Source organism: Luteibacter sp. CQ10 (assembly GCF_040900725.1).
Classification (GTDB): Bacteria; Pseudomonadota; Gammaproteobacteria; order Xanthomonadales; family Rhodanobacteraceae; genus Luteibacter.
The window spans coordinates 288546-313736 of the sequence record NZ_JAEUYM010000003.1; the positions used below are offsets into that span (position 1 = coordinate 288546).

29 protein-coding genes and 3 tRNA genes are annotated in these 25191 nt (G+C 63.6%); 22 read left to right on the forward strand and 10 right to left on the reverse strand.

Annotated features, from left to right (window positions below):
- Positions 1–29 precede the first annotated feature (29 nt).
- The 11 genes from serC to JNG39_RS14320 all read left to right on the forward strand — a co-directional run bounded on the left by serC (position 30) and on the right by JNG39_RS14320 (position 10179).
- Positions 30–1115 (forward strand): 3-phosphoserine/phosphohydroxythreonine transaminase, encoded by a 1086-nt coding sequence (serC, locus tag JNG39_RS14270; RefSeq protein WP_368312333.1) that lies wholly within the window; start codon positions 30–32, stop codon positions 1113–1115.
- A gap of 83 nt (positions 1116–1198) precedes the next feature.
- A complete protein-coding gene (gene pheA, locus JNG39_RS14275; protein WP_368312335.1) occupies positions 1199–2299 on the forward strand; it encodes a prephenate dehydratase in 1101 nt (366 codons plus the stop codon).
- Positions 2296–3408 (forward strand): histidinol-phosphate transaminase, encoded by a 1113-nt coding sequence (gene hisC / locus JNG39_RS14280; protein WP_368312337.1) that lies wholly within the window; start codon positions 2296–2298, stop codon positions 3406–3408. The genes pheA and hisC overlap by 4 nt, the downstream gene beginning before the upstream one ends.
- A complete protein-coding gene (aroA, locus tag JNG39_RS14285) occupies positions 3405–4712 on the forward strand; it encodes a 3-phosphoshikimate 1-carboxyvinyltransferase (RefSeq protein WP_368312339.1) in 1308 nt (435 codons plus the stop codon). The genes hisC and aroA overlap by 4 nt, the downstream gene beginning before the upstream one ends.
- Before the next feature lie 194 nt (positions 4713–4906).
- A complete protein-coding gene (kdsB, locus tag JNG39_RS14290) occupies positions 4907–5683 on the forward strand; it encodes a 3-deoxy-manno-octulosonate cytidylyltransferase (protein ID WP_368312341.1) in 777 nt (258 codons plus the stop codon).
- 208 nt (positions 5684–5891) lie between these two features.
- Positions 5892–7715 (forward strand): excinuclease ABC subunit UvrC, encoded by a 1824-nt coding sequence (uvrC, locus tag JNG39_RS14295; RefSeq protein WP_368312343.1) that lies wholly within the window; start codon positions 5892–5894, stop codon positions 7713–7715.
- 50 nt (positions 7716–7765) lie between these two features.
- Complete coding sequence (pgsA, locus tag JNG39_RS14300) at positions 7766–8380, forward strand: CDP-diacylglycerol--glycerol-3-phosphate 3-phosphatidyltransferase (RefSeq protein WP_368312344.1); 615 nt, start codon at positions 7766–7768, stop codon at positions 8378–8380.
- Between the two features lie 38 nt (positions 8381–8418).
- A tRNA-Gly gene (locus JNG39_RS14305) sits at positions 8419–8494 on the forward strand.
- Positions 8495–8570: 76 nt separating this feature from the next.
- Positions 8571–8644: transfer RNA gene (locus tag JNG39_RS14310), tRNA-Cys, on the forward strand.
- A 46-nt stretch (positions 8645–8690) separates the two neighbouring features.
- A tRNA-Leu gene (locus JNG39_RS14315) sits at positions 8691–8777 on the forward strand.
- Between the two features lie 172 nt (positions 8778–8949).
- Positions 8950–10179 carry a tyrosine-type recombinase/integrase gene (locus tag JNG39_RS14320; protein WP_368312346.1) on the forward strand — a complete coding sequence of 410 codons (1230 nt, stop codon included), beginning with the start codon at positions 8950–8952 and terminating at the stop codon, positions 10177–10179.
- Here the strand turns inward: JNG39_RS14320 and JNG39_RS14325 are convergent.
- Positions 10148–10312 carry a helix-turn-helix transcriptional regulator gene (locus tag JNG39_RS14325; RefSeq protein ID WP_368312348.1) on the reverse strand — a complete coding sequence of 55 codons (165 nt, stop codon included), beginning with the start codon at positions 10310–10312 and terminating at the stop codon, positions 10148–10150. The two genes, JNG39_RS14320 and JNG39_RS14325, sit on opposite strands and share 32 nt — an antisense overlap.
- A 137-nt stretch (positions 10313–10449) precedes the next feature.
- On the opposite strand from JNG39_RS14325, the gene JNG39_RS14330 reads away from it, so the two are divergent.
- Both JNG39_RS14330 and JNG39_RS14335 read left to right on the forward strand, forming a co-directional pair.
- Positions 10450–10707, forward strand: coding sequence for a hypothetical protein (locus JNG39_RS14330; protein ID WP_368312349.1), 258 nt, complete (start codon positions 10450–10452; stop codon positions 10705–10707).
- A gap of 43 nt (positions 10708–10750) precedes the next feature.
- Positions 10751–11410 carry a hypothetical protein gene (locus JNG39_RS14335; protein WP_368312351.1) on the forward strand — a complete coding sequence of 220 codons (660 nt, stop codon included), beginning with the start codon at positions 10751–10753 and terminating at the stop codon, positions 11408–11410.
- A gap of 419 nt (positions 11411–11829) precedes the next feature.
- Here the strand turns inward: JNG39_RS14335 and JNG39_RS14340 are convergent, their stop codons facing one another.
- Positions 11830–12576, reverse strand: a complete 747-nt coding sequence (locus JNG39_RS14340; RefSeq protein WP_368312352.1) for a YdaS family helix-turn-helix protein — start codon at positions 12574–12576, stop codon at positions 11830–11832.
- Between the two features lie 953 nt (positions 12577–13529).
- Here JNG39_RS14340 and JNG39_RS14345 point away from each other — a divergent pair.
- From JNG39_RS14345 to JNG39_RS14360, 4 genes are all read left to right on the forward strand, one after another.
- On the forward strand, positions 13530–13664 hold the full coding sequence (locus JNG39_RS14345; protein WP_368312355.1) for a hypothetical protein: 135 nt from the start codon (positions 13530–13532) through the stop codon (positions 13662–13664).
- A gap of 89 nt (positions 13665–13753) precedes the next feature.
- Positions 13754–14188 carry an SOS response-associated peptidase family protein gene (locus JNG39_RS14350; protein WP_368312357.1) on the forward strand — a complete coding sequence of 145 codons (435 nt, stop codon included), beginning with the start codon at positions 13754–13756 and terminating at the stop codon, positions 14186–14188.
- A gap of 322 nt (positions 14189–14510) precedes the next feature.
- Positions 14511–15275, forward strand: coding sequence for a hypothetical protein (locus tag JNG39_RS14355; RefSeq protein WP_368312358.1), 765 nt, complete (start codon positions 14511–14513; stop codon positions 15273–15275).
- A gap of 104 nt (positions 15276–15379) precedes the next feature.
- Positions 15380–15724, forward strand: a complete 345-nt coding sequence (locus JNG39_RS14360; protein ID WP_368312360.1) for a hypothetical protein — start codon at positions 15380–15382, stop codon at positions 15722–15724.
- A 201-nt stretch (positions 15725–15925) separates the two neighbouring features.
- Here JNG39_RS14360 and JNG39_RS14365 read toward each other — a convergent pair whose 3' ends face one another.
- Positions 15926–16111, reverse strand: coding sequence for a hypothetical protein (locus tag JNG39_RS14365; RefSeq protein ID WP_368312362.1), 186 nt, complete (start codon positions 16109–16111; stop codon positions 15926–15928).
- Between the two features lie 250 nt (positions 16112–16361).
- On the opposite strand from JNG39_RS14365, the gene JNG39_RS14370 reads away from it, so the two are divergent.
- The 3 genes from JNG39_RS14370 to JNG39_RS14380 all read left to right on the forward strand — a co-directional run bounded on the left by JNG39_RS14370 (position 16362) and on the right by JNG39_RS14380 (position 17968).
- Positions 16362–16901: a Panacea domain-containing protein gene (locus JNG39_RS14370; protein ID WP_368312364.1), complete on the forward strand. Its 540-nt coding sequence runs from the start codon at positions 16362–16364 to the stop codon at positions 16899–16901.
- Between the two features lie 17 nt (positions 16902–16918).
- Complete coding sequence (locus tag JNG39_RS14375) at positions 16919–17332, forward strand: hypothetical protein (protein ID WP_368312365.1); 414 nt, start codon at positions 16919–16921, stop codon at positions 17330–17332.
- 249 nt (positions 17333–17581) lie between these two features.
- Positions 17582–17968 (forward strand): hypothetical protein, encoded by a 387-nt coding sequence (locus tag JNG39_RS14380; RefSeq protein ID WP_368312366.1) that lies wholly within the window; start codon positions 17582–17584, stop codon positions 17966–17968.
- A 454-nt stretch (positions 17969–18422) separates the two neighbouring features.
- Here JNG39_RS14380 and JNG39_RS14385 read toward each other — a convergent pair whose 3' ends face one another.
- From JNG39_RS14385 to JNG39_RS14395, 3 genes are all read right to left on the reverse strand, one after another.
- Positions 18423–18887 carry a Rap1a/Tai family immunity protein gene (locus tag JNG39_RS14385; RefSeq protein WP_368312369.1) on the reverse strand — a complete coding sequence of 155 codons (465 nt, stop codon included), beginning with the start codon at positions 18885–18887 and terminating at the stop codon, positions 18423–18425.
- Positions 18888–19743: 856 nt separating this feature from the next.
- Positions 19744–20121 (reverse strand): hypothetical protein, encoded by a 378-nt coding sequence (locus JNG39_RS14390; RefSeq protein WP_368312371.1) that lies wholly within the window; start codon positions 20119–20121, stop codon positions 19744–19746.
- Between the two features lie 32 nt (positions 20122–20153).
- Positions 20154–20660, reverse strand: coding sequence for a hypothetical protein (locus JNG39_RS14395; RefSeq protein WP_368312372.1), 507 nt, complete (start codon positions 20658–20660; stop codon positions 20154–20156).
- A gap of 377 nt (positions 20661–21037) precedes the next feature.
- Between JNG39_RS14395 and JNG39_RS14400 the strand changes: the two genes are divergently transcribed.
- Positions 21038–21502, forward strand: a complete 465-nt coding sequence (locus JNG39_RS14400; RefSeq protein ID WP_368312374.1) for an Hsp20 family protein — start codon at positions 21038–21040, stop codon at positions 21500–21502.
- Positions 21503–21551: 49 nt separating this feature from the next.
- Here JNG39_RS14400 and JNG39_RS14405 read toward each other — a convergent pair whose 3' ends face one another.
- The 3 genes from JNG39_RS14405 to JNG39_RS14415 all read right to left on the reverse strand — a co-directional run bounded on the left by JNG39_RS14405 (position 21552) and on the right by JNG39_RS14415 (position 22950).
- Positions 21552–21821, reverse strand: a complete 270-nt coding sequence (locus tag JNG39_RS14405) for a hypothetical protein (protein ID WP_368312376.1) — start codon at positions 21819–21821, stop codon at positions 21552–21554.
- Positions 21822–21887: 66 nt separating this feature from the next.
- Positions 21888–22559, reverse strand: a complete 672-nt coding sequence (locus tag JNG39_RS14410) for a YoaK family protein (RefSeq protein ID WP_368312378.1) — start codon at positions 22557–22559, stop codon at positions 21888–21890.
- A 76-nt stretch (positions 22560–22635) separates the two neighbouring features.
- Positions 22636–22950: a hypothetical protein gene (locus tag JNG39_RS14415; protein ID WP_368312379.1), complete on the reverse strand. Its 315-nt coding sequence runs from the start codon at positions 22948–22950 to the stop codon at positions 22636–22638.
- Positions 22951–23101: 151 nt separating this feature from the next.
- Here JNG39_RS14415 and JNG39_RS14420 point away from each other — a divergent pair, with 151 nt between their 5' ends.
- Positions 23102–23983, forward strand: coding sequence for an alpha/beta fold hydrolase (locus JNG39_RS14420; protein WP_368312380.1), 882 nt, complete (start codon positions 23102–23104; stop codon positions 23981–23983).
- A 21-nt stretch (positions 23984–24004) separates the two neighbouring features.
- Here JNG39_RS14420 and JNG39_RS14425 read toward each other — a convergent pair whose 3' ends face one another.
- Complete coding sequence (locus tag JNG39_RS14425) at positions 24005–24679, reverse strand: CPBP family intramembrane glutamic endopeptidase (RefSeq protein WP_368312382.1); 675 nt, start codon at positions 24677–24679, stop codon at positions 24005–24007.
- Positions 24680–25191: the final 512 nt, after the last annotated feature.

The following is a 25191-nucleotide window of genomic DNA, read 5'->3' on the forward strand; positions in this document are numbered from 1 at the left end:
GCGGCTTCCTCCCCATGAAGGTGTCGAGCGTGACGAGAGCCTGGAACTTCAGCGCGGGACCGGCCGCCTTGCCGGAAGCGGTGCTACGCCGCGCGCAGCAGGACATGCTGGACTGGAACGGATCCGGTGCCTCGGTGATGGAGCTGTCCCATCGTGGCAAGCGTTTCATGGCGTTGGCCGCCGAAGCCGAGGCCAGTCTCCGCCGCCTGTTGAGCGTGCCCGAGGGGTACAAGGTGCTGTTCCTGCAGGGAGGTGCCACGCAGCACTTCGCGCAGATCCCGATGAACCTGGCCGGCCCCGGCGACCATGCCGACTACATCGTCACCGGCCACTGGGGCGAGAAAGCCGTGCGTGAGGCGTCGCCGTACATCGACGCGCGTGTCGCGGCCACCTCCGTGGCCGACGATTACCTCAAGCTGCCGCCGCGAGACACCTGGACGCTCTCGCCCGGCGCCGCCTACGTGCACTACACGCCGAACGAAACCATCCACGGCGTCGAGTTCCATGACATTCCCGACGTGGGCGACGTCCCGTTGGTGGCCGACCTGTCGTCGAGCATCCTCAGCGAACCCCTCGACGTGTCGCGCTTCGGCCTCATCTACGCCGGCGCGCAGAAGAACATCGGCCCCTCCGGCCTGGTCGTCATGATCGTTCGCGACGACCTGCTCGCGCGGGCCGGCCGTCCCATGGCGAAGATCTTCCGCTACGCCGAGCATGCCGCGAACGATTCCATGCTCAACACGCCCAACACGTGGGGGTGGTACCTCGCCGGGCTCACCTTCGCATGGTTGGAAGCGCAGGGCGGCCTCGTCGCGATGGGCGAAACCAATGCGCGCAAGGCAACGGTTTTGTATGAAACCATCGACGGCTCCAACGGTTTCTACCGAAGCCCGGTCGAGGTGTCGGCACGATCGCGGATGAACGTGCCTTTCACCCTGCACGATGCCGCGCTCGATGCGGTTTTCCTCGCCGAATCCGAAGCCGCGGGCTTCCTCGCGCTCAAGGGTCACAAGGCCGTCGGCGGCATGCGCGCCTCGCTGTACAACGCGGTGTCGCTGGATGCGGTCAACGAACTCGTGAAATTTATGCGGGACTTTGCGGCGCGGCACGGTTAAAGTCGAAAGATCGCCGCAATGCAGCATCGCGAGCGGCGATATCCCTTTCAATTGCAACCATTTAGCCGCCTCCCACATATCCCATGAGCAAGTCTCCCGCCGATAAACAAGCCACGCTGACCGAAGCGCGCCAGCGCATCGACAGCATCGACCAGCAACTGCAATCGCTCATCAGCGAGCGCGCCCGTTGGGCGCAACAGGTCGGGCGGGCCAAGGGCCCGTTGAAGGCGGCGGTGGAGTATTACCGACCCGAACGCGAAGCCCAGGTGCTGCGCGGCGTGATCGACCGCAACGACGGTCCGCTGCCCAACGCGGAGTTGGTGCGCCTGTTCCGCGAGATCATGTCGTCGTGCCTGTCGCAGCAGCAGCCGCTGAAGATCGGCTTTCTCGGGCCTGAAGGCACCTTCAGCGAACAGGCCGTGCGCAAGCATTTCGGCCATGCCGCCTACGGCTTGCCGCTGGGCAGCATCGAGGAAGTGTTCCAGGAGGTCACCGCGGGCAACGCCGATTTCGGCGTGGTGCCGGTGGAAAACTCGGGGCAGGGCATGATCCAGATGACGCTGGACATGTTCCTGGTGTCCAAGGCCACCATCTGCGGCGAAGTGGAATTGCGCGTGCACCAGAACCTGATCTCGCTCACGGGCGAGCTCAAGGACGTCAAGCGCATCTACTCGCATCCGCAGTCGCTGCAGCAGTGCCAGGCATGGCTGCGCGTGAACCTGCCCGATGCCGAGCGCATCCCGGTGTCGAGCAACGCGGAAGCCGCGCGCATGGCGCGCCTGTCGTCCGACTCGGCCGCCATCGCGGGCGAAACCGCGGCGCGCGTCTATGGCCTGAAGATCATCGCCGGTCCCATCGAAGATCGCTCGGACAACACCACGCGCTTCCTCGTCATCGGCCGCTCGATCTTCCCGGCCTCGGGCAACGACCGCACCTCGTTGCTGGTCGCGGTGAAAGACAAGCCGGGTGCGCTCTATGACGTGCTCAGCCCGCTCGCGCATCACAACGTGAGCATGAATCGCATCGAGTCGCGTCCCGCGCATACGGGCAAGTGGCAGTATGCGTTCTTCATCGACATCTCCGGTCACGTGGATGACGATGCCGTGCAAGCCGCCTTGAACGAGATGAAGCCCGCTGCCGCCGACGTGCGGGTGCTCGGCTCCTACCCGGTCGCCTTGCCGTGAGTGCCGGGTTCGACGCGGCCGCGCTCGCCAACCGGGCGACGTCGGCACTTCGCGCCTACGATCCCGGTCACGACCTCCCCACGCTGCGCGCACGCTTCGGCGACGTGCTCTCCGAGCTGGGGTCCAACGAAAATCCGCTCGGTCCGAGCAAGCTCGCCCTTCGCGCCGCCACGCGCGTGCTGGACGACGTCTTCCGTTATCCCGATCCGCTCGGCGCATCGCTCAAGCGCAGGCTTTCCGATGAGTGGGGCGTGCCCGCATCCGCCATCACGCTGGGCAACGGTTCGCACGAACTCTTGATGCTGCTGGCGCAGTGCTTCGCCGATGCCGAGCATCCCGTGGTGTTCTCGCGTTTCAGCTTCGCGGTATATCCCATCGCGGCGGCGGCCGCGGGCGCGCCCGGCATCGCGGTTCCGGCATTGCCTTTGGATCATCCCGAGGCGCCACTCGGTCACGATCTCGACGCCATGGCGAAGGCGGTCACGCCGCAGACGCGCCTGGTCTACCTCGCCAATCCCAACAATCCGACCGGCACCTGGTTCACCGATGCCGCGCTCGAGCGGTTTCTTTCCGAGGTGCCGTCGAGCACGCTGGTCGTGGTCGACGAGGCGTACAACGAATACGTCGACGCGCCGGGGCTCAGCACCGCGATGCACCTGCTCGGGCGCTATCCCAACCTGATCGTCACCCGTACGTTCTCCAAGGCGCATGCGCTGGCGGGTTTGCGCGTGGGTTACATGCTGAGCCATCCGTCGGTGGCGATGGTGTGCGAACGCCTGCGTGAGTCGTTCAACGTCAATGGCGTGGCCCTCGCCGCCGCCGAAGCCGCGCTGGGCGATCACGAGCATCGTGCCCGCGTGCGCGAGACCAACAAGCGCGATCGCGAATGGCTGGCGGGCGAACTCACCGCCCGCGGCATGCGTGTGTTCCCGTCGCAGACCAACTTCGTGCTGGTGGACGTGGGTCGCGATGCCGCGGAACTCGAATCGCACCTGTATGCCAGTGGCGTGATCGTGCGACCGATGGTCGGATACGGCCTGTTGACCACCATTCGCATCAGCGTGGGTAGCCGCGCCGAACTGCAACGACTCCTGGAGCGCCTGCCATGACCCGTCTGGACTGGACAAGCCGCGCGGGCGGTCCCCTGCGTGGCGACATCACGGTGCCCGGCGACAAATCCGTGTCGCACCGCGCACTGATGTTCGGCGCGCTGGCGGAAGGCACCTCGCACATCCGCGGTTTCCTCGAAGGCGAGGACACCCGCGCCACCGCCGCCATCCTCGGCAAGCTCGGCGTGCGGTTCGACACGCCCGCACCGGGCGAGCGCATCGTGCACGGCGTGGGCCTGCACGGCCTGCGCGGTAGCAACGAAGCGCTCGACTGCGGCAACGCCGGCACCGGCATGCGCCTGCTGGCGGGCCTGCTCGCGGGCCAGGCGTTCGACAGCACGCTGGTCGGCGACGAGTCGCTTTCGCGTCGTCCCATGCGCCGCGTGACCGATCCGCTGGGTGAGATGGGCGCGCTCATCGACACCCGCGACGGCATGCCGCCGTTGCATATCCATGGCGGACGCCAGCTCAAGGGCATCACGTACCGTCCGCCGGTGGCCAGCGCGCAGATCAAGTCGGCGTTGCTGCTGGCGGGGTTGTATGCCGAGGGCAGCACCGAGGTGATCGAGCCGCATCCCACCCGCGACTACACCGAAAGCATGCTCAAGGCGTTCGGGTATCCCATCGAGTATTCGCCCGGCCGGGCGAAACTCGAAGGCGGCCATGGGCTGCGCGCGGTCGATGTCGACGTGCCCGCCGATTTCTCGTCGGCGGCGTTCTTCATCGTGGCCGCCTGCATCGTGCCGGGCTCCGAGTTGCGCCTGAGGGCCGTGGGCCTGAATCCGCGACGCACGGGCCTGCTTGCCGCGCTGGAACTCATGGGCGCCGACATCTCGGTCGAAAACGAACGCACCAGCGGGGGCGAAGACATCGCCGACCTCGTGGTCCGCCATCGTCCGTTGCATGGCGTGGCCCTGCCGCTCGACGTCGTGCCCGACATGATCGACGAGTTTCCCGCCTTGTTCGTGGCCGCGGCGACGGCCGAGGGCATGACCACGATCCGTGGCGCGGCCGAACTTCGCGTGAAGGAATCCGACCGCATCGCCAGCATGGCGAACGGCCTGAAGGCCTGCGGCGTGAAGATCGACGAACTGCCCGATGGCGCGATCATCCAGGGCGGTGCGATCGGCGGCGGCCACATCGACAGCCACGGCGACCATCGCATCGCGATGAGCTTCGCCATCGCGGGCCTCGTGGCCACCGCGCCGATCACCATCGGCGACTGCGCCAACGTGGCGACCTCGTTCCCGGGGTTCATGGAACGGGCGAACGGAGTGGGGTTCAACCTCGCACCGGCAACCTGACGCTTCGTCGGTTCGCCGACACGGTCGGCTCCCACCCCTTCGGTAGCACGGCCTCCATCAGTTGATGGCACTGTCCTACCGAAGGGGTGGGAGCCGATCGCATCGGCGATGTACGAGCGGCGGCACGGCATGGCTTGCACAGGGACTTTTTTCGCGACACGCTTCCCGGCCTACCGCCCCTCCCGGAAGCCCCCATGGCCGCCAAGCTCCCTCCCTTCGTCGTCGTGGTGCCCGCCCGCTTCGGCTCCACGCGCCTGCCCGGCAAGCCCCTGCTGAAGATCGCCGGCGAATCGATGATCCGTCGCGTCGCGACGCGGGCGAGCCAGGCCGGTGCGGCCCAGGTGGTGATCGCCACCGACGATGAGCGGGTGAAGGGTGACGTACGTGGCTGCGGCGACATCCTGGTTTGCATGACCCGTGAGGACCACGCCTCGGGCACCGACCGCATCGCGGAAACCGCCTCCCAGTTCGGCTGGCCCGAGGACACCATCGTGGTCAACCTCCAGGGCGACGAGCCCTTCGCACCGGCCGCCGGCATCCGCGCCGTGGTCGCGACGCTGGCCGGCGACGAGGCGCCGATGGCGACCCTGGCGACCCCGATCACCCAGGCGCACGAGCTGTTCGATCCCAACATCGTCAAGGTGGTGCGCGCCGCCAACGGCCGGGCGCTCTATTTCACCCGTGCGCCATCGCCCTGGGCCCGCGATGCCTTCGCGAAAGACCGCGAAACGCTCCCCCCGGCGGTGCCGTTCCTGCGCCATATCGGGATCTACGCCTACCGCGCCGGTTTCCTGCGGCGCCTGGCGGCCCTGCCGCGCACGCCCCTTGAGCAGGCCGAGTCGCTCGAGCAGCTGCGCGCCCTCGAGCACGGCTACGCGATTTCGGTCCGCGACACGCCCGAGCCGTTCCCGCCGGGCATCGACACCGCCGAAGACCTCGAGCGCGCCGAGCGCTGGCTGGCGGGCATGTAAGGGTTCGCCCACACGCAAAACGGGCCAGGGCCGAGACCAATCTGGTGGACGGCCCGAGTGCCACGGCGCGGGCGCGCCCTTAACCTATCTCTGTCGCCAGGATGACCCCCACGGACGGCGACAACCCACGGAAGGCCCTCGCCGGCATGGCTTGCCCCATGCCGGCGTTTTTCATGTCGAGACACCCGCCGCGCGCTAAAATGGCGCGATGGAGCACACCGAGTCGCATCCGTTCGACGGCAAGGCCTTCGTTCGTCACCTCACCACCTCGCCCGGGGTCTACCGCTACTTCGACGCGGAAGACGAACTGCTGTACGTCGGCAAGGCCGCCAACCTCAAGAAGCGCGTCGGCAACTACTTCCTCAAGCCGCCGATGGATCCGCGCATCGCCTCGATGGTGTCGCAGATCGCCCGCGCCGAGGTCACGCTGACCCGCACCGCGGGCGAGGCCCTGCTGCTCGAATCCCAGCTCATCAAGTCGTTGAAGCCGCGATACAACATCGTGCTTCGCGACGACAAGAGCTACCCGTACATCTACCTCTCCGGCGGTGAGGACTACCCGCGCCTGGCCTTCCATCGCGGCGCCAAGAGCGGGCCGGGGCGATACTTCGGCCCGTACCCCAGCACCTTCGCCGTGCGCGAGAGCCTGGGCCTGATGCAGAAGCTGTTCAAGGTGCGTCAGTGCGAGGACAGCTACTTCCGTAATCGCTCGCGTCCCTGCCTGCAACACCAGATCGGCCGTTGCAGCGCGCCGTGCGTGAAGCTGATCGACGTGGACGACTACCGCAGCGACGTGCGCCATGCCGAGATGTTCCTCGAGGGCCGCAGCAGCGCGGTGATCGATGAGTTGGCCGGGTCGATGGAGAAGGCCAGCGCCGCGCTCAACTTCGAGCGCGCGGCGACGTTGCGCGATCAGGTGGCGGCGCTGCGCAAGCTCCAGGCCCAGCACTTCGTGCAGGGCGCCAGCGCCGACATGGACGTGATCGCCTGCTGCCTGGAGGGCGGCATGGCCTGCGTCAGCGTGTTGTTCTTCCGCAACGGCGTGAGCCTGGGGTCGCGCGACTTCTTCCCGAGCCTGCCCACGGATGCGTCGGTATCCGACGTGCTCTCCCAGTTCATCGCGCAGTACTACCTTGAGCGCCAGGTGCCGCGCGAGCTGGTGTTGAGCGATCCGGTGGAAGAGGTGGACGTGCTGGCGGGCGTGCTGTCCGAACACGCGGGCTACGCGGTGTCGATCAAGCCTAGTGTGCGCGGCGAGCGTGCACGCTTCCTCGAGATGGCCCAGCGCAATGCCAGCGCGGCGCTCACGTCGCGGCTCGCCAGCCGCCACACGCTGCTGGCGCGTTTCGACGATCTGCAGAAAGTGCTCGAGCTGGACGCCACGCCACGCCGCATCGAGTGCTTCGATATCAGCCATACGCGCGGCGAGGCCACCGTGGCGTCCTGCGTGGTGTTCGGCCCGGAAGGCCCCGAGAAGTCCCACTACCGTCGTTTCAACATCAGCGGCATCACCCCGGGCGACGACTACGCCGCCATGCACCAGGCGCTCACGCGCCGGTTCAAGAAGGTGGTGGAAGGTGGGGCCAAGCCCGACATCCTGCTCATCGACGGCGGTACCGGCCAGGTGGCCCAGGCCATGGACGTGCTGCGCGAACTCGGCGTCGAAGGCGTGCGCATGGTCGGCGTGGCGAAGGGTCCCGGCCGACGGGCGGGCGAGGAAACCCTCGTGCTCGCCGAGAGTGGCCGCACGCTGCATCCCGGCACGTCGTCGCCGGCGCTCCACCTGGTGGCCGCGGTACGTGACGAAGCGCACCGTTTCGCCATCAGCGGCCACCGCAGGCGGCGCGAGGCGGCACGTGAACGCAGTACGCTCGAAGACGTGGCCGGCGTCGGCGCCCGGCGAAGAGCGGCGCTACTCAAGGCCTTCGGTGGCCTGGCGGGGGTCGAAGCCGCGGGCGTCGAAGAATTGATGAGCGTCAAGGGTATTGATCGCGGCCTCGCCGAACGCATCTATGCCATGCTGCACCCCTGATCGAATGGAGGTGCGCGACCACGCGGCACTTCCCGGAACCGGCTGAACCCATGCGAATCAACCTGCCCACCTGGCTCACCCTTTTCCGCGTGCTCTTGCTCCCGGTGATGGTGATCGTCTACTACCTGCCGTTCCGGGGGGCCAACCTGACCGCCGCCGTCGTCTTCGTGCTGGCCGGCGTCACCGACTGGCTCGACGGCTACCTGGCCCGGCGGCTCAACCTGACCTCGGCGTTCGGCGCCTTCCTCGACCCGGTGGCCGACAAGCTCATGGTGGCCATCACGCTGTTCCTCCTGGTGCAGTCCAACCCGGGCGGCTGGCCCGGCATCCTGCTGGCGGTGACGGCGGCGGTGATCGTGGGGCGCGAGATCAGCGTCTCGGCCCTGCGTGAGTGGATGGCCGAGATCGGCGCCCGGTCGAAGGTGAAGGTGGCCTTCCTGGGCAAGCTGAAGACCGCCATGCAAATGATCGCGCTGGTGGTGCTGCTGCTCCAGCACGACGCCGAGACCCTGCGCTTCTACCACATCGGCGAGGCCCTGCTGGTGGTGGCGGGCGTCCTGACCATCTGGTCGGGCCTGGACTACCTGCGCGCCGCGTGGCCGGCGCTGCAGGGCGGGGTGGAAGAGGTGAAAAAAACGGAAAAAAACCCTGTGCAAAGTGGTTGACACATTCCGGTTCTCCCCTAGAATAGCTGGACCACGACGCGGGAATAGCTCAGTTGGTAGAGCACGACCTTGCCAAGGTCGGGGTCGCGAGTTCGAGTCTCGTTTCCCGCTCCAGGATTCTCACAAAGCCTCGGGTGACCGAGGTTTTGTTTTTTAAGCGCTATCGGATACTCTCCGCGTGCGCAGCGATGGCCGGGTGGCAGAGTGGTCATGCAGCGGACTGCAAATCCGCGTACGCCGGTTCGATTCCGACCTCGGCCTCCATCGCATTCCAAGGCGCACCGCTCACGCGATGCGCCTTTTTTCTTTAGCCCGGATGGCGAAATCGGTAGACGCAAGGGACTTAAAATCCCTCATCCGCAAGGGTATGTGGGTTCGAGTCCCACTCCGGGCACCAGGAACCCGTCCAAGGGCATCCACACACGTCCAGTTGAGATAGATAAGCCCGCTTAATGCGGGCTTTTTTGTCTTTCGGCGTCCATGGCTGTCCATGTGCATCCAGCTCAGCATGTGAGTACGAGTGTGAGTAACCTCGACGTATTCCGTCGTCTCTCCCGAACGTTACTCACATGGCAGCTCTCACCGACACGAAACTCCGCGCCCTCAAGCCTCGGCCTGCGCTTTACCGCGTTTCGGATACGGCGGGTCTCTGCATCGAGGTTCGTCCAACGGGGCTTAAGGCGTGGCGTCTGCGATACAGGCATGCCGGCAAAGCGAAGATGCTCAGCCTGGGCGTCTATCCCTCGATGTCGTTGCAGGAGGCGCGGAAGGAGCGGGACCGGCAGCGCGACCTACTCGCGAAAGGAATCGATCCGTCCCAAGCCCGTCAGCAATCTAGGGCTCAAGCGCTTATCGCCGCGGAGGACAGTTTCGAGGCGGTGGCCAGGGAGTGGATGGCCAAACAGGCGAAGTGGTCAGAGTCGACGCGCACGAAAGCGTTGTGGCTCTTCGAGACGTATGCGTTCCCATGGATCGGCAAGCGACCCGTGCGGTCACTGACGGCACCGGAAATGCTCGTCCTTCTTCGTCGACCGGAGAGCCTTGGAAAGCTTGAAACGGCCCAGCGGCTTAAGCAGCGTTCCGGCCAGGTTTTCCGCTACGCCATCGGAACGGGCAGGGGAGAGCGAGATCCCACGGCTGACCTGAAGGGCGCGCTGACCACGGCCAAGGTGAGACACCACGCCAGCGTGACCGACAAGCCGGGCGTCGGAGAGCTCATGCGGGCGATCGACAGCTTCGCTGGGCACTTCGTAACCCGATGCGCCCTGTTGCTCTCGGCACTTACGTTCGTGCGGCCTGGGGAACTGCGGAAGTGGGAGAGGAAAGAGATCGCCGAGGACGGGGCGGAGTGGCGCATTCCCAGCGAAAAAATGAAAGCGAGAGTCACCCATATCGTTCCGTTGTCCCGCCAGGCCCAAGCCATCCTCGACGAGCTGCGTCCGGTCACGGGGCGCGGTCGATACGTCTTCCCCTCGTTACGCGGTCCCAGTCGAACCATGAGCGAGAACACGTTCAATGCCGCCCTACGGCGGATGGGTTATGGCAACGACCAGATGACAGCGCACGGTTTCCGCTCGATGGCGTCGACGCTCATCAATGAGGACGGCTTCGATGGCGATTGGATCGAGCGACAGTTGGCGCACTGCGAGAAGGACGGGGTGCGCGCTGCTTACAATTACGCACAATACCTTCCGGAGCGGCGAAAGATGATGCAGGCGTGGGCCGATACGCTGGATCGACTGCGCCGAGGTGCCGACGTGATCGACATCACGCGGCCCGTTGATCGCGGCTTGCGATGAGGGAATCGATCCATGCCTGCACCTCGGTGTCTACCCAAACCGAGGAAGATCCCCGCTTGACCGGGCGAGGGAACGTCCCTTCGGCGACCTTGGCGTAGATCGAGCTCCGGCTCAGGGCCGTGCGCTTCTGCACCTAGGTCAGCCTTATCAGGTTGCGCACCGCCGGCACGCTGCCATTCCCTTCAGCCGCCATGCGGCACCTCCTCGTTCTTGCGGCGGGCCTGGTCAAGGCGCACCATTGGGCCGATCGTAAACAGGGGGATTTCACGCATGGGATATCCGGTCGGCGAGTACGATGTTGAGATCATGACGCCTAGCGCGCTGGGGCATGGAGCCGGGAAGTTCAGCGGCCACTGGTCTATCTACAAGCGGCCATTCGTGGAAGGCGATAAATCGCTCGCAGGCGGTTCGACCTCGTCCTTCGACGATGCTTTCAAGGCCCGGCAGGCGGCATTGAATGAAGGCATCGCCGTTGCCAATCTGCTGGTCGCGGGTGAGGACATCTCGGAGTTCGTCGAAGACGACTGATAGAGATAGCAACGGTGCGATGAAAAGGATGGGGAGTTCATGCATGGCAGCGTTTCCAGCGAAAGCTCGTAGGTGGCTTGCAGACCATGCGCCGGCCTTGTTCGGCGCGATCTGCGCATACGCCGCGGGTCTTTTCACAATGCTGCCGCTGGGGTTCCACTTGCCTGAGTACAGCGCGACACTGGTTGGCGCGATGGTTGGTGCCGGCGCTGCCGTCATGGGCGCTATGTGGGCAGCCTCGTACACTCAACGAGCCGGCCAGGAAGAACTCGAAAAGCAAAGACAGGCGCGTGCGCTTGCTCTTGCATTCTTGGCTATCGACGATATCGATCGCATGATCTCCAGACTCCGGGACGTGCAGCGTTCCGTGGCATTCGCGCAAGCTGCGGGCAACTGGGATGCGGCGAGGGGCGCGGTTCGAAACAGCGGTATCAATGTGACGGAAGGTATGCGGACGCTGATGTCTGGAATAGACGTCTTTGATCGCCGATGGCTTGGGAGCATCGCGCAGGGCATTAGCTCCACCTACTATGTTGCGTGGCTCGGCAATGAAGGAATGCAACTCAAGCCTGGGGATGGATTTCAGGAGGTGCACGATGCGCTCGGCAAGATCAATCTTGAACTGGGCCTCGCGCAGGCCTCGCTTGAGCTGGCGAGGGGCGGGCTTGAGCAGGTCGGCGCGTATGTTAATCCATTCAGCTGAAACGGCCATCTTAGTGTCTGCATGCAGAGCATTCTTGCTATGTGACCACTTTGCGGCATGCAGGCTCGCCACATCGCTCAACTCCGCTTTCGAGGCTTCCCTAACTCGATCAGCGCATCCCAATTGAGTTCGCTCTTCTTGGCGGTGGGAGTTTTCTGCTTTTTCACTACTGCCACTCGCTCGACCAGCGGCCTTCCGCCCTAGTATCGCCGGTCAACTCGGCCACTTCCTCGGCCGTCAGCCACAGTTCGCTGCTCATCACGCGCACCAACATTGCCAGTGAAGAGACGCATGATGATCGTGATCGATGCAGTTTGCACTGTGCCTCCGTCAGCCGAACGGGTGAGGGAGGTACAGGGCCCGGCGGCTGACAGCGCCTTCGGCCGGAGTATCGATGACCATCTCGGGAGCGGTGGAGATCATGCGCGGCGCTCCTTCAGGTGGAACTCCATATCGCTTTTGAGCTCGCGCAATTCGATGGCATACTCGCCGATACTTGACAGAAGCCAGTTAAGGTCAGCGATTACCTCCATGTCGAGCCACTTCGACTGGATGGCCGCCCAAATAATCTTGTTAGCGGAAGCGATGCCGCGCTCGAACCCAGAAAGGAGATTCTCCGCGCCGTTTGCGATTCGCCCCATGGTTTCATCGCTACAGCCTTTGAGCGCTTCCTCTGACCACGAAGTGAGCGCCACGTTCTGCCAGAACTGGATGGCGTTCTTGTTCTGGCCCCCGAAGAGAGAGTCGATCGATCCGTTAGAAGATGTGGCTGACGCCTTCTGGCGCACATGCTCGGCGATAGTAGCATCGAGGTCATGTGCGGAAGCGTCGATCCGTTCGGCATAACCCACTACCTCGCCGGCGGGATCGCGAAACCAGGTGAGATCCTTGCGCATCTCTTCGCAGGTTACCGCGCGATTGCATGCCTTTTCGACGCTGGCACAGTCGTGCGCGTCGGGAGCGTTCCCGCTGTAGATGATTTCGAGGAGGTAATGCTCGGACAGATTTTTCCGTTCCGCACCCTTCTTGATTCCGCCGAGCTGCTTGATCGCACGGGCGAAGGCATCTTTCTCTGGCGTCCGTATCGGGTCGTCGGCGAGGACGCTCTGCTTGGTCGACGCATCAACGAGCCCGGCGTTAGACGAATCTGGGAACGTTAGACGCAAAAAAGGCCTGCATCTCTGCAAGCCTTTGATATTTGGCGCCCGAAGTTGGACTCGAACCAACGACCCCCTGATTGTCCTTACCACTGGCGCGTTGCATCAATGCGTTGAACGCCCTGAGGCGAAACGCGATATTCATACGAGGATCCGCTGTCGCATGCGAGGTAAATGTCAGTGCCGGGAACGAGATCGAGGACGATTGCATCTCCGCGTGGCCCATCTTTAGGAGGAAGCTTGGGTCCAATAAGCTCGTACTGCTTATTTGCGTTTAGCAGAAACACGCACCACGACCTCGGGCTAGATTCTATAGCGAAGGCGGTATTGCTATGGGCGTAGCTGTTCTCTAAGTTAGCAACGCCGCCAACAAAGTCAGAAAGCTTCGAAACGGTCGTCGAAGATTCAACTGTAAGCGTGATACTCACTCCATGGTCCCAATTCTCCTTATCGACAAAAGATAGAGTCACGCGGTGTTGCATGGGGCTGTCCTTGAGCTGGTTGCCGGGCCGTCAGGATATCTGACGTTCACGTAACAATGCGCCAATGCACCAGGGGACAAGGCATATCGACGATGTCGTGCATGCGCCGGTCGAGGTCACCTCCTGACATAGCCCTCACGCCGCGGCGCTATGCTGGCACCCATGTGCTACTCCGCCCAAATTGTTGCCGACTTCACCAAGTACCGCCGCCTCGGTGGACACATGGACATCAAGCATTCGTCGAGATGGCGGGCTGGACCCGGCAGAAGGGCATTTGGATCAAGGGCGTGCCGAAGGCGATGCGCGACGCCTTCGTCGACTCGACGGAGCCGGATGAGCAGGAGGCCAGGGAAGTCTCCCGGGCGGCGTACCGTGAAGCGTCTGCTGCGATCGAGGACGAGATCGCCAAGCAATCCGCACGCTTGGCCAAGGCCGAGGTCGTGCTGGCCGGGCCCGAAGCCCACGAAGACCGACCGGCGCGTGGCCACCAACAAGATCGCTGCCGCCCGCGCGAAGCTGGCCGAGGTCAGCCACTATGCCGGCGGTGCCGAATACGCGCGCATCTGGCCCGGCGACCTGGTGCCCGTGCTGATCCGCGACCACGCCACCGGCTAGCGCCGGGTGATGCCCATGCGCTCCGCTGCCGCCTGCCGGGCTGGGACGACGCCAAGGAGCGGGCCAAGCCCGGCACCTACAACGCCCGCATGGAGTCGCTGACGACCGTCTGGCGGAAGCCGTGGGGCTACAACCACGGCGTCATGGTTGCCCGGCGTTTCTTCGAGTCGGTTTCGCTCCATCGTCTCCAGCAACGCGAGCTGGTCCCCGGCGAGCGCGACGTGCCCGTGGAACTGGAATTCCGCCCAGAGCCCGAGCAAGAGATGCTCCTGGCGCGCCTGTGGCGCTACGTGGAGCCCGAGGGCGACGAGCCTGGCTTCTACTCCGTCGCCGCCATCACCCGCGACCCACCGCCCGAAGTGGCGGCCGCCGGTCACGATCGGTGCGTCATCCCCATCAAGCCCGAAAACCTGGATGCCTGGCTCGATCCCCAGCCCGGCCGACTGGCCGACATGGAGCGCATCCTTGCCGACCCGATCGACGCCTACTACGAGCACGAGCTGGTCGCGAAGGACGCTGCCTGAGCCGCCCGGGCGTGTCAGGGAAAGCCTGATCCCCGTGTAGGGGAAGCCCTACAGGCGCCACTCGTTTCAGCGGGCCGGCCCTTGCCTGGCCTCAAGTTTTCCACCTCGCTGCCGAAATCGTAGGTGTGGCGAAAGGTCGCTAGCCTGAAAGTAATACTTGTTGGTGACCGTCAAGGCTTGATACCTTTCGCGCCAATAGGTTAGGGCCCCTGCACCCTGCGGAGTACGGGGCTCTAGTGTTTGGGTTTGGGGGAGCCCTCTTGTCGTGCCGGCCACTGCCGGTCGCCGGGTTTCTCCGCCCGGTGGAAAAGGACAGGACGGGATGACCACAAACGCGATCGACAAGAAAAAAATTGTGATTGCCTCCGATTCTCGCTGGTCTGCGGAGGTTGATGGCGACCACATTGTGTTCTTGGACGACTATGGCTTTCACAAGATCGCCATGAAGCGCATGAGTACGATGGTTTGCGCGGGCGACGCGATTCTGATCGAAGGATGGATGGAGTGGTTCGGCAGGGATGAGCTGGATTTGGAAAATATGCCCGCCTTGAATCGTCGAGAAAACGGTGAGTTGTGCCACGTAGTGTTCCATATCGTAACTTCTAACGGCGATGTGTTCGATCCCGGGATAGGAGGTACGCTTGACTACAATGATGAAGCTAGATTTGCTGGTACTGGGGCTACGCACGCCCTGACCTGTTTTTCAACGAACAGGTGTGTGAAGACCTCTGTGGCAACGGCTGCCGGCCTGGATCCGTGCACCGGCGGGACAACGCGCTTCGTAGATTTTGGCGTGTCGCAACACAACTTGATCCCTTTCACTAGTGGAGCAGCCGAGCTTAATTCTGACCTTGGTCAGCGAGGAACTATCATGAATAGACATACGAGAGAAGTGTCCACCATCAACGAATTTCTTTCGAAGCGCAATGGAAGCGCGCCGCAGACAGGCCTTGGCAACGTGAGTGCCTCGGCACCGACGGGAACTCCCGCATTTGAATGGTCGGAATCACAGAAGAATGAACTGAAGAGAGCTTTCACGCTTGTTGCCTCTCTAGAGGCCAGTGCAAAGAACGATCAAGCTGATTGAATCAGAACCCCGCATCTGCGGGGTTTTTATGCCATTTACTACGACGTGAAGGTGTGACGGTCGTTATCCGATCGAGTGAGACACGCGTCTAGTAGCGTGTGCCGATGCCCTCGCACCCGCCGCTCTTCGTTCCCGAGCTCCCCATCGTGTGGGAGACGAACGGCATCGGCCCGTGGTTGGCTTACGCCGGCGGCGTGGACGTGGGCGCGGCTTCCTCGACGGCGCGTGAAGGCATCTCGCTAAGCCAGGTCCGAACGGGACCAGAGTGGAGGGACCGCCTTCACTGCTACGCCACGAGTGAGCGGCGCGCCAAATATTTCGTCGAGCGATGGCTGAAGCACCACATGGTGGACGTAGATGCCGTCATCGAGCATCGCCGCGTGGAGCGGCTTGAGCAGGCCGCCGCGCGGCCTATGCGGAAGCCGAAGGGTCTGGATGACCGTTCGTAGTTGCTGCGGCGTCTTCCGCCTTCCATGCCTCATAGCGCGCCCGCTGGCATCCCGGGCACTCCTGGTGCTCCCAGGTGCCGAAGTGCTTGCGATAGGGGTTGTAGCCGCCGTGCTTGGGGCACTCGATCCAGGCGTTCCGGTAGCGAGCATCGTCCTGCGCTGCTTTCCGCGCAGCCCATCGATCGCCGCGCGGGTAACCCATCAGCGGCGCACCGCCTGGCCGCACCCCTGGCATCCCGAAGCGATCACCACGCCGCGCACGAGGATGTTGGCAGCATAGTTTCCGTGCCGGCGGCAGGTGCCGCGCATGGCGAGCTGGCGACGCTGGATGGCCGCGGTATCGATCGGGCGAGGGGAGGGCGCCTTGAGCAGGGGATGTCGGAGCATGTGGCTATTTTTTCGCCAGCCGTTCTCAGGGCTCGCGATCCAGCCCGGGTAGGTTCTCGGGCTCGACATTCCGCAGGAGGCGCGTTCAGGGACGATTTGGCCGGTTGTGGCCGCCTCTGGAAATCTATGGACTACGACCCTACAATGGGCATGTCAAGAGTTGACAACGCTCCGAGCCTCAGGCGAACGCCAGGGTGTCACAAAGGGATGTGTCGATCACGAGAGCCGATGATGGCCGGGAGGCCATGCCATGATTCGAATGAATTTCCAGGTTGAGAAGGCGGTGGCAGCACTTGCCTATCTTTTCCGTAACTCAGAAGCCGATCTCTACGCGGCGATGAAGATGATGTACTTGGCTGACCGCGCGCATCTTGAGCGCTTCGGTCGCTTTATCGCGGGCGACGCATACGTGGCCATGGAGAATGGGCCGGCGCCGGACGGTGCCTACCGCATGCTGAAGGCGGTACGAGGCGACGAGCCTCGCGCGACAGGCGCCGAAGCGGCGAAGGCCGCCTTTCAGTTCCTCGGAAGCAATAAGTTCACCGTCGCTCGGGATCCTGACTACGACGAGTTGAGCCGTTCAGACGTCGAATGCTTGGACGAGGCAATCGCCACTTATAAGGCAACCGGGTGGGCTGGCCTCCGTAGGGCAGCTCATGACAAGGCATGGGAAGAGGTGTGGGCTGATCGGGCCACACAGGCTGACTACATGCCCGTGGAAACCATCGCAGCGATGCTTGGACAAGACGTGCTCGAGCACGTGCGTGACCCGTTCCCAGGCACGGCTTAAGAGCGAGAAGCGCACGGATGCCCACCCAAGTTGCTCCCGGTCAGGTCTACCACCTGCTATGCCAGACATGCGCCAAGCCGAAGAATAAGTTTTTTGTCGTGGCGACCGTCTCCCCGGTGACCCGGTGCTTTCTGATCAATAGCGCGCCGAGCCCCGGGCAAGCACGAAACCCCGACCTTATGGCGGCCCTCATCCCGATGCTTGAGGCCGACCATCCGTTTCTCGACTGGAATTCCTACCTGGCGATGACAGACCTCATTGGGGAATACAAGGAGCAGGATATTGCGTCCGCGGTTGCGAAGAATCCCAAGGTCTACCGCGGTGTGCTGGCAAAAAACGTGATCACGGCCCTGAAAGCCGCACTGCCGCACAACAAGGTTTTGCCGGTGGCTCGTATCAAGGAACTCACGGAAGTCTGGAAGGATCTCTAGCAGGCGCGTGATTTTGTGAGTACACCTGTGAGTACGATCGGCCAGTTATAAACTCCGGACATTGTCTCCCAAAGCTTACGCCGTGGTGTTCGAGTCCCACTCCGGGCACCATGTCTGCCAGCGGGTATGGCGCATCGCAATGAGCGCATTCCAAAGCACCCGTAAAAATTACTCTTTTTCGGGTGTGCTAACGACCGGCACGTCGAAATCGTAAGCGTCCAGTATCTACTGAGCTTTGTGATCGCTGGCTTGCTGTTTCTCGCCAAGCGTGCCCTTCGTGCCGGTGATGCCTATCCGCTTCAGGTCATGCGGGCCGAAACGCTGCTCCGATGTCAGAATGCCTTCCTTGATCGCAAGCTACTGTCGAAGCTGCTCTTCGAGTGGAACACCGGTCTGATTCACGAACACGAGCCGATCCTTGGCGTGCATCGGTACGGCCATGGATCGTGGAACCTGTCGCGCAAGCCTTTCGCCGCGTCCCATTCCGCGTGCAGGCGTGGCGTCCAGGTAACCACGTTGTCGAGCGAGCCCCCGCGACGGATACCCTCGGCGGTCTCCGCGTCTTCGGCGAGCGTGATCGCCTCCCTCAACTTGACCGCCTCGACCGTCGTTCACGGCCCTTCGCGCCTTTCATGACAGGGATACCTTGGGTGCTGAGACGCAAGTAGCAAAGCCGAGGGTGCCTAGGCTCACGACTGCACCTCTCCATCCCCCGCCGTGCGGTGTCCGTATGGGTGGCTGCTTCTTTCGGCTGCTCGCCTTGACCAGGCATTGCTCGATGGATCCCCGAACGTCTTTGCCTTTTCCGGTATTGACGCAAATCGTGGCGCCACGATTCCACACCGGGGGCACCATGGAAGGGCTTTATGTTGGGCAGCACGGGACACTGATGCCGATGTCGCCCGTGACCTTCAAAAACGGAGGTCCAGCCGAGGAGCAGGGCGGCTCAGCTAGGAGAGACCTGTGCCGGGGTGATTGCCTTTGCTCGGGCGGTGAATGTCGAGACCGGGGATTACAGCGATCCGGTGCTACTTCAGTCGCACGGTTCAGTCCCAGATTTTGGCTGAAACGGGCCCTCGGCCACGCCGTCTTACTTCAGAGTCTTGAGGCAGGGATAAGCATCTAGAATCGCGTTCGCCACGACATAGGTGGCACCGATCGATCTATCGCCTGGCTTCGCGTCAATGTGCTTAAGGATTGTTCGAGACAACGCAACGTTCGACAGGCTCGGTGGCATACAACGCGTGTCCTTCTTATCCATGACGCGCTGGATCATGATTCCGTCCCATACGCCCAGAACGTATCCCAGGCTTTGTGCCATGGCGAAGTCCTTAGCCTCATCCGGTGAAGGAGGATGCCCTTCCACCGAATCGACGAAGCGCTTCAGGGAAGCGTAAAGCTCGTCCCCGGTGTCGTTGCCAGCCTTCGCAGGCGTCGCCATAAACGCAAACGTAGCGATGAACGCTAAAGCCGTGCCAATACCCTTCATAGGGAAATTCATCCAAAACGACGGTGCCTCCTTAGCGGCATGTTTTGGAATTCCTTGAGTGTCCACGCTGCAAGCACCATGCCTCCGAAGCCGATACGTCCGGGTAGGTCGAGTGGATCGTCAGATTCGGAGCGCTCGATGAATGTGACTTGGTGCCTCCAGCGAACGTAGCTCCGATCGAACTCAACACTTGCAGCGCGGCGGTCGAACTTCGGTTCTAAGTTGCTTGCTGACCTGGCACGCGGAACCCTGCAAGCGCATTGCGTATCGCACCGTGGGACGAAGTGCCATAGGTAGCGGCCAAGGATACACCGAGCCCCCTGTCGACCACCTCGACTTTCGTCCACGGTCTTTCGGCTCCGTCCATGCCGGAGATGCGCTGGCTCGGCGTTTCGCGGCGGCCGGCTGCTAAGCCCGGAGAGGCGCTTCAGCTTGGCCGTGTCGATGATGTAGTGATTGCCGCTCACAGCTTGCCGGCCCCCTCTGAGTGGCGCACCATCGGCGCACTGAAGCGAATGGGACGTCACACATGGTCGAGAAAATCCCGAGGTCGGAGGTTGATCCACATGTCAAAAGTCACATTGGCCCTGACGGGCCGTCTTGGGAGGGGCAACTTGTGCACCGGCCCAGCGGCAAGGTGCTCTGGACCTCGGACTATCTCGATAGCGCGGACGCGGCCATGAAGGCTGCGCGTGACGCGTATTTCACGGCAATTGGGGTGCGGTTTTCATGACCACTCCCAGAAAGCGGAATCGCATCGATGAATTGGCGGCCGGACGCCATCGCCTTCAGGTACGTCGCTGCTGTCTTTGTCCCGAGAGACGCTCACCAAACTGAATTCTGCACACGCTGCTTCCGTCGTCTCTCCATAACGTTATTCACATGCGGATGATGTAATGGGATCGGAAGGGCGTTGCCAAGCCTATTTCCCGGCCGAGTGTGACGAGGCGAGACAGCCTTTCCGGTAGTAGCTACCCACCAACTCGGGTGTGCCTCCTGCCGGCGCGCCGTATGCCCAATCGGCCGTGGTCCGGATGGTTTCCATAAACTTCGCATCGGGTATCTCCGATGTGAGACGGCCGTCGGCGATCTCCTTTAGGTAGACTTCTTCTGGTTTACCTTTGTCATGAGCCATTCGAGCGTGCTGGACGAGGCCTGCCGCGATCGTGCACCGCTCCTCGTAGCTGATGAAGACGGGCGGGCCCGGCGTCATCATCGGCTTGTTTCCCGGCGCGGGCATGGCCGGAACGGCCAACGCGGCGGCAAGCATGGATCCCGCGAAAATACCTCGAGTCGCCATGGATGTATCCCTGCGATGTCCTCGCGCGAGCATCACTGCAAATCCTGCAGCACTCTGTCCGCGAACGTCGTGGCGCCAGGTGGATCCCAGAGGACGATCTTTCCGACGTCCGCCTGGATAGCCGCGCCGACGGCGCCCGCACCGATACCCGTACCCAGTCCAGTCTGCGCTATGGATGCGCCCGGGGGCGCGGTGACATGGACGATGGCGCTGGGTCGTCCGTTCTCGGTGATGCCCGGGCCAAGGTGCTCCGTCGCTTCCACGTCATTGTAGATTCTCAGGTCTTTGGGATTGCCCTTGGGAACCCAGACCCCTCCCGTCCTGTAAATCGCGCCAGGGCTTTTGGTATGACCGTTTTCGTCAAGGCGTTCCAGGACGACAGCGCGGTCCGTGCCCCGATAGAAAACGCCGGACGCGTTTTCCTTTTCGGCCCGGTATACGCCGGGCAGCAGGGTGTAGCGCCAGTGGATTTTCAGTAGGCCTTTCACCTCGTCGTAATACGTACCTTCCTTGATGACGAGGGCATCGCTTCTCGTCACTGCCGTGAGCCCTTGGGCTTGTGGCGGCACGCTAACGCAGCCAGCAAGTGGCCATGCCAGCCATGTAGCAACGATTAACGCGAACCTTCGCATAGGCCATATCCCTGTTTTCCCCGTTGCGGATCGTATAAAAAGTGTGGAGTGCAGGGAAGTGGTCCTCCGGCATACTTCCCACGCAGTCTGCTTCGAGCATCCGGCATGCCGCGGTGCGCTCGTGGAGCCAGGGGGGAAGGTTTAGACGGCCAAACAGAACCTGAATCGCCCCCCTTGAACCACGACGGCCAGCCCCTATCTGCCTATTCGCCGGCACCCGCCGGCCTAGCCTGGACGACAGGCGAGCACCCATTCCATGTCCTTGCACTTTCGGAGGATTTGCCATGCGTACTCTTCTCGACATCTCGCCCCTTTCCCGTTCCGGCACGGGCTTCGACCGTGTCTTCGACCTCCTGGAGGCCACCGCGCAGCGGCAGGGGGACGACTTTCCGCCCTTCGATTCGATCCGCCTTTCCGACAACCGCTTCCGCCTGTCGATCGCCGTGCCCGGCTTCACCGAAGACGAGGTGGCCGTGACCGTTCACAAGGGCACGCTCATCGTTAGCGGCGAGCGCAAGGACGCGTCCCAGGGCGAAGACCTGCATCGCGGTATCCCCGCCCGGGTGTTCAGCCGACGCTTCCAGCTCGCCGAGCACATGGAAGTCACCGGGGCGACGCTCGCGCACGGCCTTCTGTCCATCGAACTCACCCGCGAGATCCCCGAGGCGGAGAAGCCGCGCACCATCCCGGTCAGCACGTCGCCGGAGCGCGCCGCGCCCGTGCGCCAGATCGAGCGTGACGTAGCCTGACGGCGACTCGGCCCGCCTTTCGGGGCGGGCCTTTAGGGCACCGGTATCGTCAGGGGGCGGCGTTGCCCCGGTAGGTGCCGCTGATGACCGATCCGGTTCGGCTGGCGTCCAGCATCGCCCTCGCGTAGGCGTCTTCGCGCGACGGGAAGAGGGCAGTCGAACCGGACACCAGGGAAGCGCCCTGGAGCCCCGGGTCGTGGCATGCGCTTTCGCGATCCGCATAGACGGCCCAGCGGGCCACCCAGCCGCCCCGCTGGCCGGGCGCTTCCTCGGTCTCGATGACCGCCCAGTGGACGCCGATTTCTATCGGTTCTCGCATGGCTCGTTCGCCCAGATAGGCTGAGTGCGTTGGATTGTCCGTTCGGAGCGAGTGACCTGACACGGGTCACTCGCCTTTTTGTGCCTGTTTTACGTGAGATAGAACAGTGCAGCCAGCAGCCGCCAGCGCCAGCAGCGCACTGACGAGCAGGCCGCGAGCCTGCCATCGATCGAACAGCACGGTCCCCAGCACGGCGCCGACGATGAAGCTCGCCGTGACGATCAGGCAGATCGCGACACGCCGACGATCGACGGTCCCGCGTCTCGCTGTTTGTCCCAGGGCGATGCCCAGGTCGGTGAACATGCCCGTGAGATGGGAGGTTCGCAGGACCGCCCCGGAGGTCACCGAGGTGGTGCCGTTCTGCACGCCCATCGCGGCGGCACATACCATGACGCCGAGCCAGGGGGTGGTATCGAGTAACGCGCTCGCGGACACCAGCAGCGCCGACACCAGGAGAAGCAGCACCGCTGCCGATACGGAAGGTATCCATCGCGGTCCCCGTGCGATCCACGCGCTCACGGCGCAGCCCCCGGTGAACAGGGCGATTACGCCGGCCGCATGGACGATGAGGGCGACGTGGCCCGAACCGAGCCCGATGGCGCCCTCGGTGGAGATGCCCGTGAGGTGAGTGACGCCCCCATGATTCAGTGCCAGGAGGGCGGCGGCGTTGACGCTGCCGGCGACGGCGGGAAGCAGCACCGCCCAGGGCCAGATCCAGCGCGGGACGGGTGGAATCATCGTAAGCGGGAGGCGGCGGACATGCGGTAAAGCATAAGCCAACCGCGCGAACGTGGGCCACGCGTCACGCGGCGTATCAGGAGGGTGCGGCCGTGTGACCGGCGGGGGCGGATCGATCGGGCGACTCTCCCTCCTGGCTTTGCACGCTATCGCTGACGGCACGCCCGGTCGGTTCCTGATCCATCCACCGCCTCGGCAGATTGAGGCGGTGCTCGATGGCCCTCGCCGTGTCCGTATGGATTCGCCCGCCCAGGACGATCCGCAAGAGGCGTCGGGAAGTGACGATGCCTCCCAGTGCCTTGGACTGGGCATCGGGGGTCAGGTGTCCGGCCAGCTCCAACCCCGAGAGCAGCCGTGCCAGGTTCCAGTGGCGGCGGTATTGGGTGCGCATACCCACCGTACGAATGACGGGGAAAAACGGATGACGGCTTCACGGATTTCTGCCGGTATTGCGTATGACTGCCAGCCTCCCTACCGAATGGCACTGTTCGCCCGACGCCATCGCGCGAAACATCGCATGGTCTTTCCATGGAGCTGGTGCCATGCGCCTCATCGCGATTCTCCTGGTGATCTTCACGGCCGTTGCCGACGTGTCGGCAGCGGATGCCGTTTCCGCGGGCCAGTGGGAGGGCGATGTCGACATCGGCGGGCGGTCCATCCATCTGTCCTGCGAAGGCAAGGGGGATCCGGTCGCCGTGATCGATGCCGGCATGGGTACGGCGCCTGTCGAAGACCAGGGCTGGCAGCGGATCGCCCATCGGGTCGCGGCGGTCACGAGGGTCTGTCTCTACGACCGCGCGGGTCAGGGAGCGAGTTCGAAGGCGCCGCCCGGACCGCGTACCAGCATGGACTCGGCCAACGACCTCCATGCGGCGCTGGGCGCCGCCCATGTGCGCGGTCCGTATCTCCTGGTCGGACATTCCATCGGCGGTCTCCACGCGCAAGTGTTCGCGAGTCGCTATCCGGACGACACCGCGGGATTGGTGCTGGTCTCGTCCACGCATCCCGACCAGGCGCGCACCTGGCTGTCGCTGCTTCCCCCGCCGGCGCGCGACGAGAACAAGGCCATCACCGAGGCGCGCGATTTCCTCACCTCGATGGCGAGCGACCCGTCCAAGAATCCGGAAATGCTGGACTTCGCGGCAAGCACCACGCAGGCGAAGGCCTTGCGTTCGCTGGGTTCCAAGCCCGTCGTGGTGGCGACGCATAGCCCGCGCTTTCGCATGGCGCCCGGCCTCCCGGAGCCCTTGGCCATCAAGCTCGAAGACGCCACGCAGCGCATGCAGAAGCAATTCCTGTCCCTGTCGTCGGACAGCCATCAAAACATCGCCGCGACCGCGGGGCATGGGCTTCCGCACGAGGATCCTTCGTTCGTCGTCGACAACATCCTGCAGGCCGTGACGCTCGTCCGGCGCGATCGCTGATCCTTCATCGGCGTCGCGGCCTTAGAGGTAGCCGAGCCGCATGAGCGTGAAGGCCGTCATGTCGGCGCATGCATGGAAGCTGATGGCGTACCAGAGGTTATCGGGCCAACGGTAACGCACCGCCGCCACGAACCACGCGAAGACAAAGGCGTTGGCGATGCCGAACGCACCGAGCTGCCAGTGGTAGGCGGCGAAGGCGACGGCCGTCGCCGTCACGGCGATCGGCGTGCGGGCGTGTCGCACAGGGAGATAACGCAGCAGCGCGTCGTACAGGAATCCACGAAACACCAGCTCTTCGTAAAGCCCGCCGACGATCCACGAGAGGGCGAGCGCGATCAGATACCCGGAGACGTGGGCGCGTACGAAGTCGAAGTCGGAGAAGTCGGGGTACGTGCCGATGAGCCGGAACAGGAGCGGACCGATGACGACGTCGTTGGCGAGGGCATAGAACACGCCCAGGGTGCCTCCCACTAGTAGCGGGGTGGGACGGCATCCCCGCCAGCGGAAGCCCACGTCGGACCACCGTCGTCGCTGCATCGCGAGCATGGCGGTGCATAGCGCGAACCCGAACAGCGGATACACCAGCGTCGGCACACCGAGATGGGGCGCGATGAGCACGCCCGTGATGCCGAGCGCGATCCACACGCCGTGGCGTCGCGTTGCGTCGTGCAGCCGTGCGTCATTCTTTCCGCTCAACCGACGCTCCTTGCATGTGTCGCCCCCATTGCGAAGTTCCATCCGTCATGTCCCTTCGTGCGATCGAACACGACATGGATCGACGTGCCCTACAGACAACACGATGTCGTTTTGGTAGGGTCTTCACGTCGTCTGCGTTGCTGGTCACGTGGTGCCGCAGACGACCATCGCTCGAAGCGGTGAGCGCGGGGCAGAGGTGCTACCAACACCGACTACCCCGCTGACCACAATCAATCATGGAATTGACGATGGCTAAGCCGAATACTAAGGCATCTACGCGCCCGCCGCTTCCCCGCGGCAGCACCTTCGACGATTACCGGGCCGTCTGGCCACCTTCCAGACGCGGTTGACGAACCGCGGCGCCCGCCGTGTTTACTGCGACTTTTCTCAGCCGTACGACCCGGCGCGTAAGCGCTCGGCCTGAATCCGGCTGACGCCGCACCCCACTTCCCAACCTAAACGCCCGGCGCCCGGACACGGGCAGGCCGTCGAGCCTCATCGTCTTCGAGCGA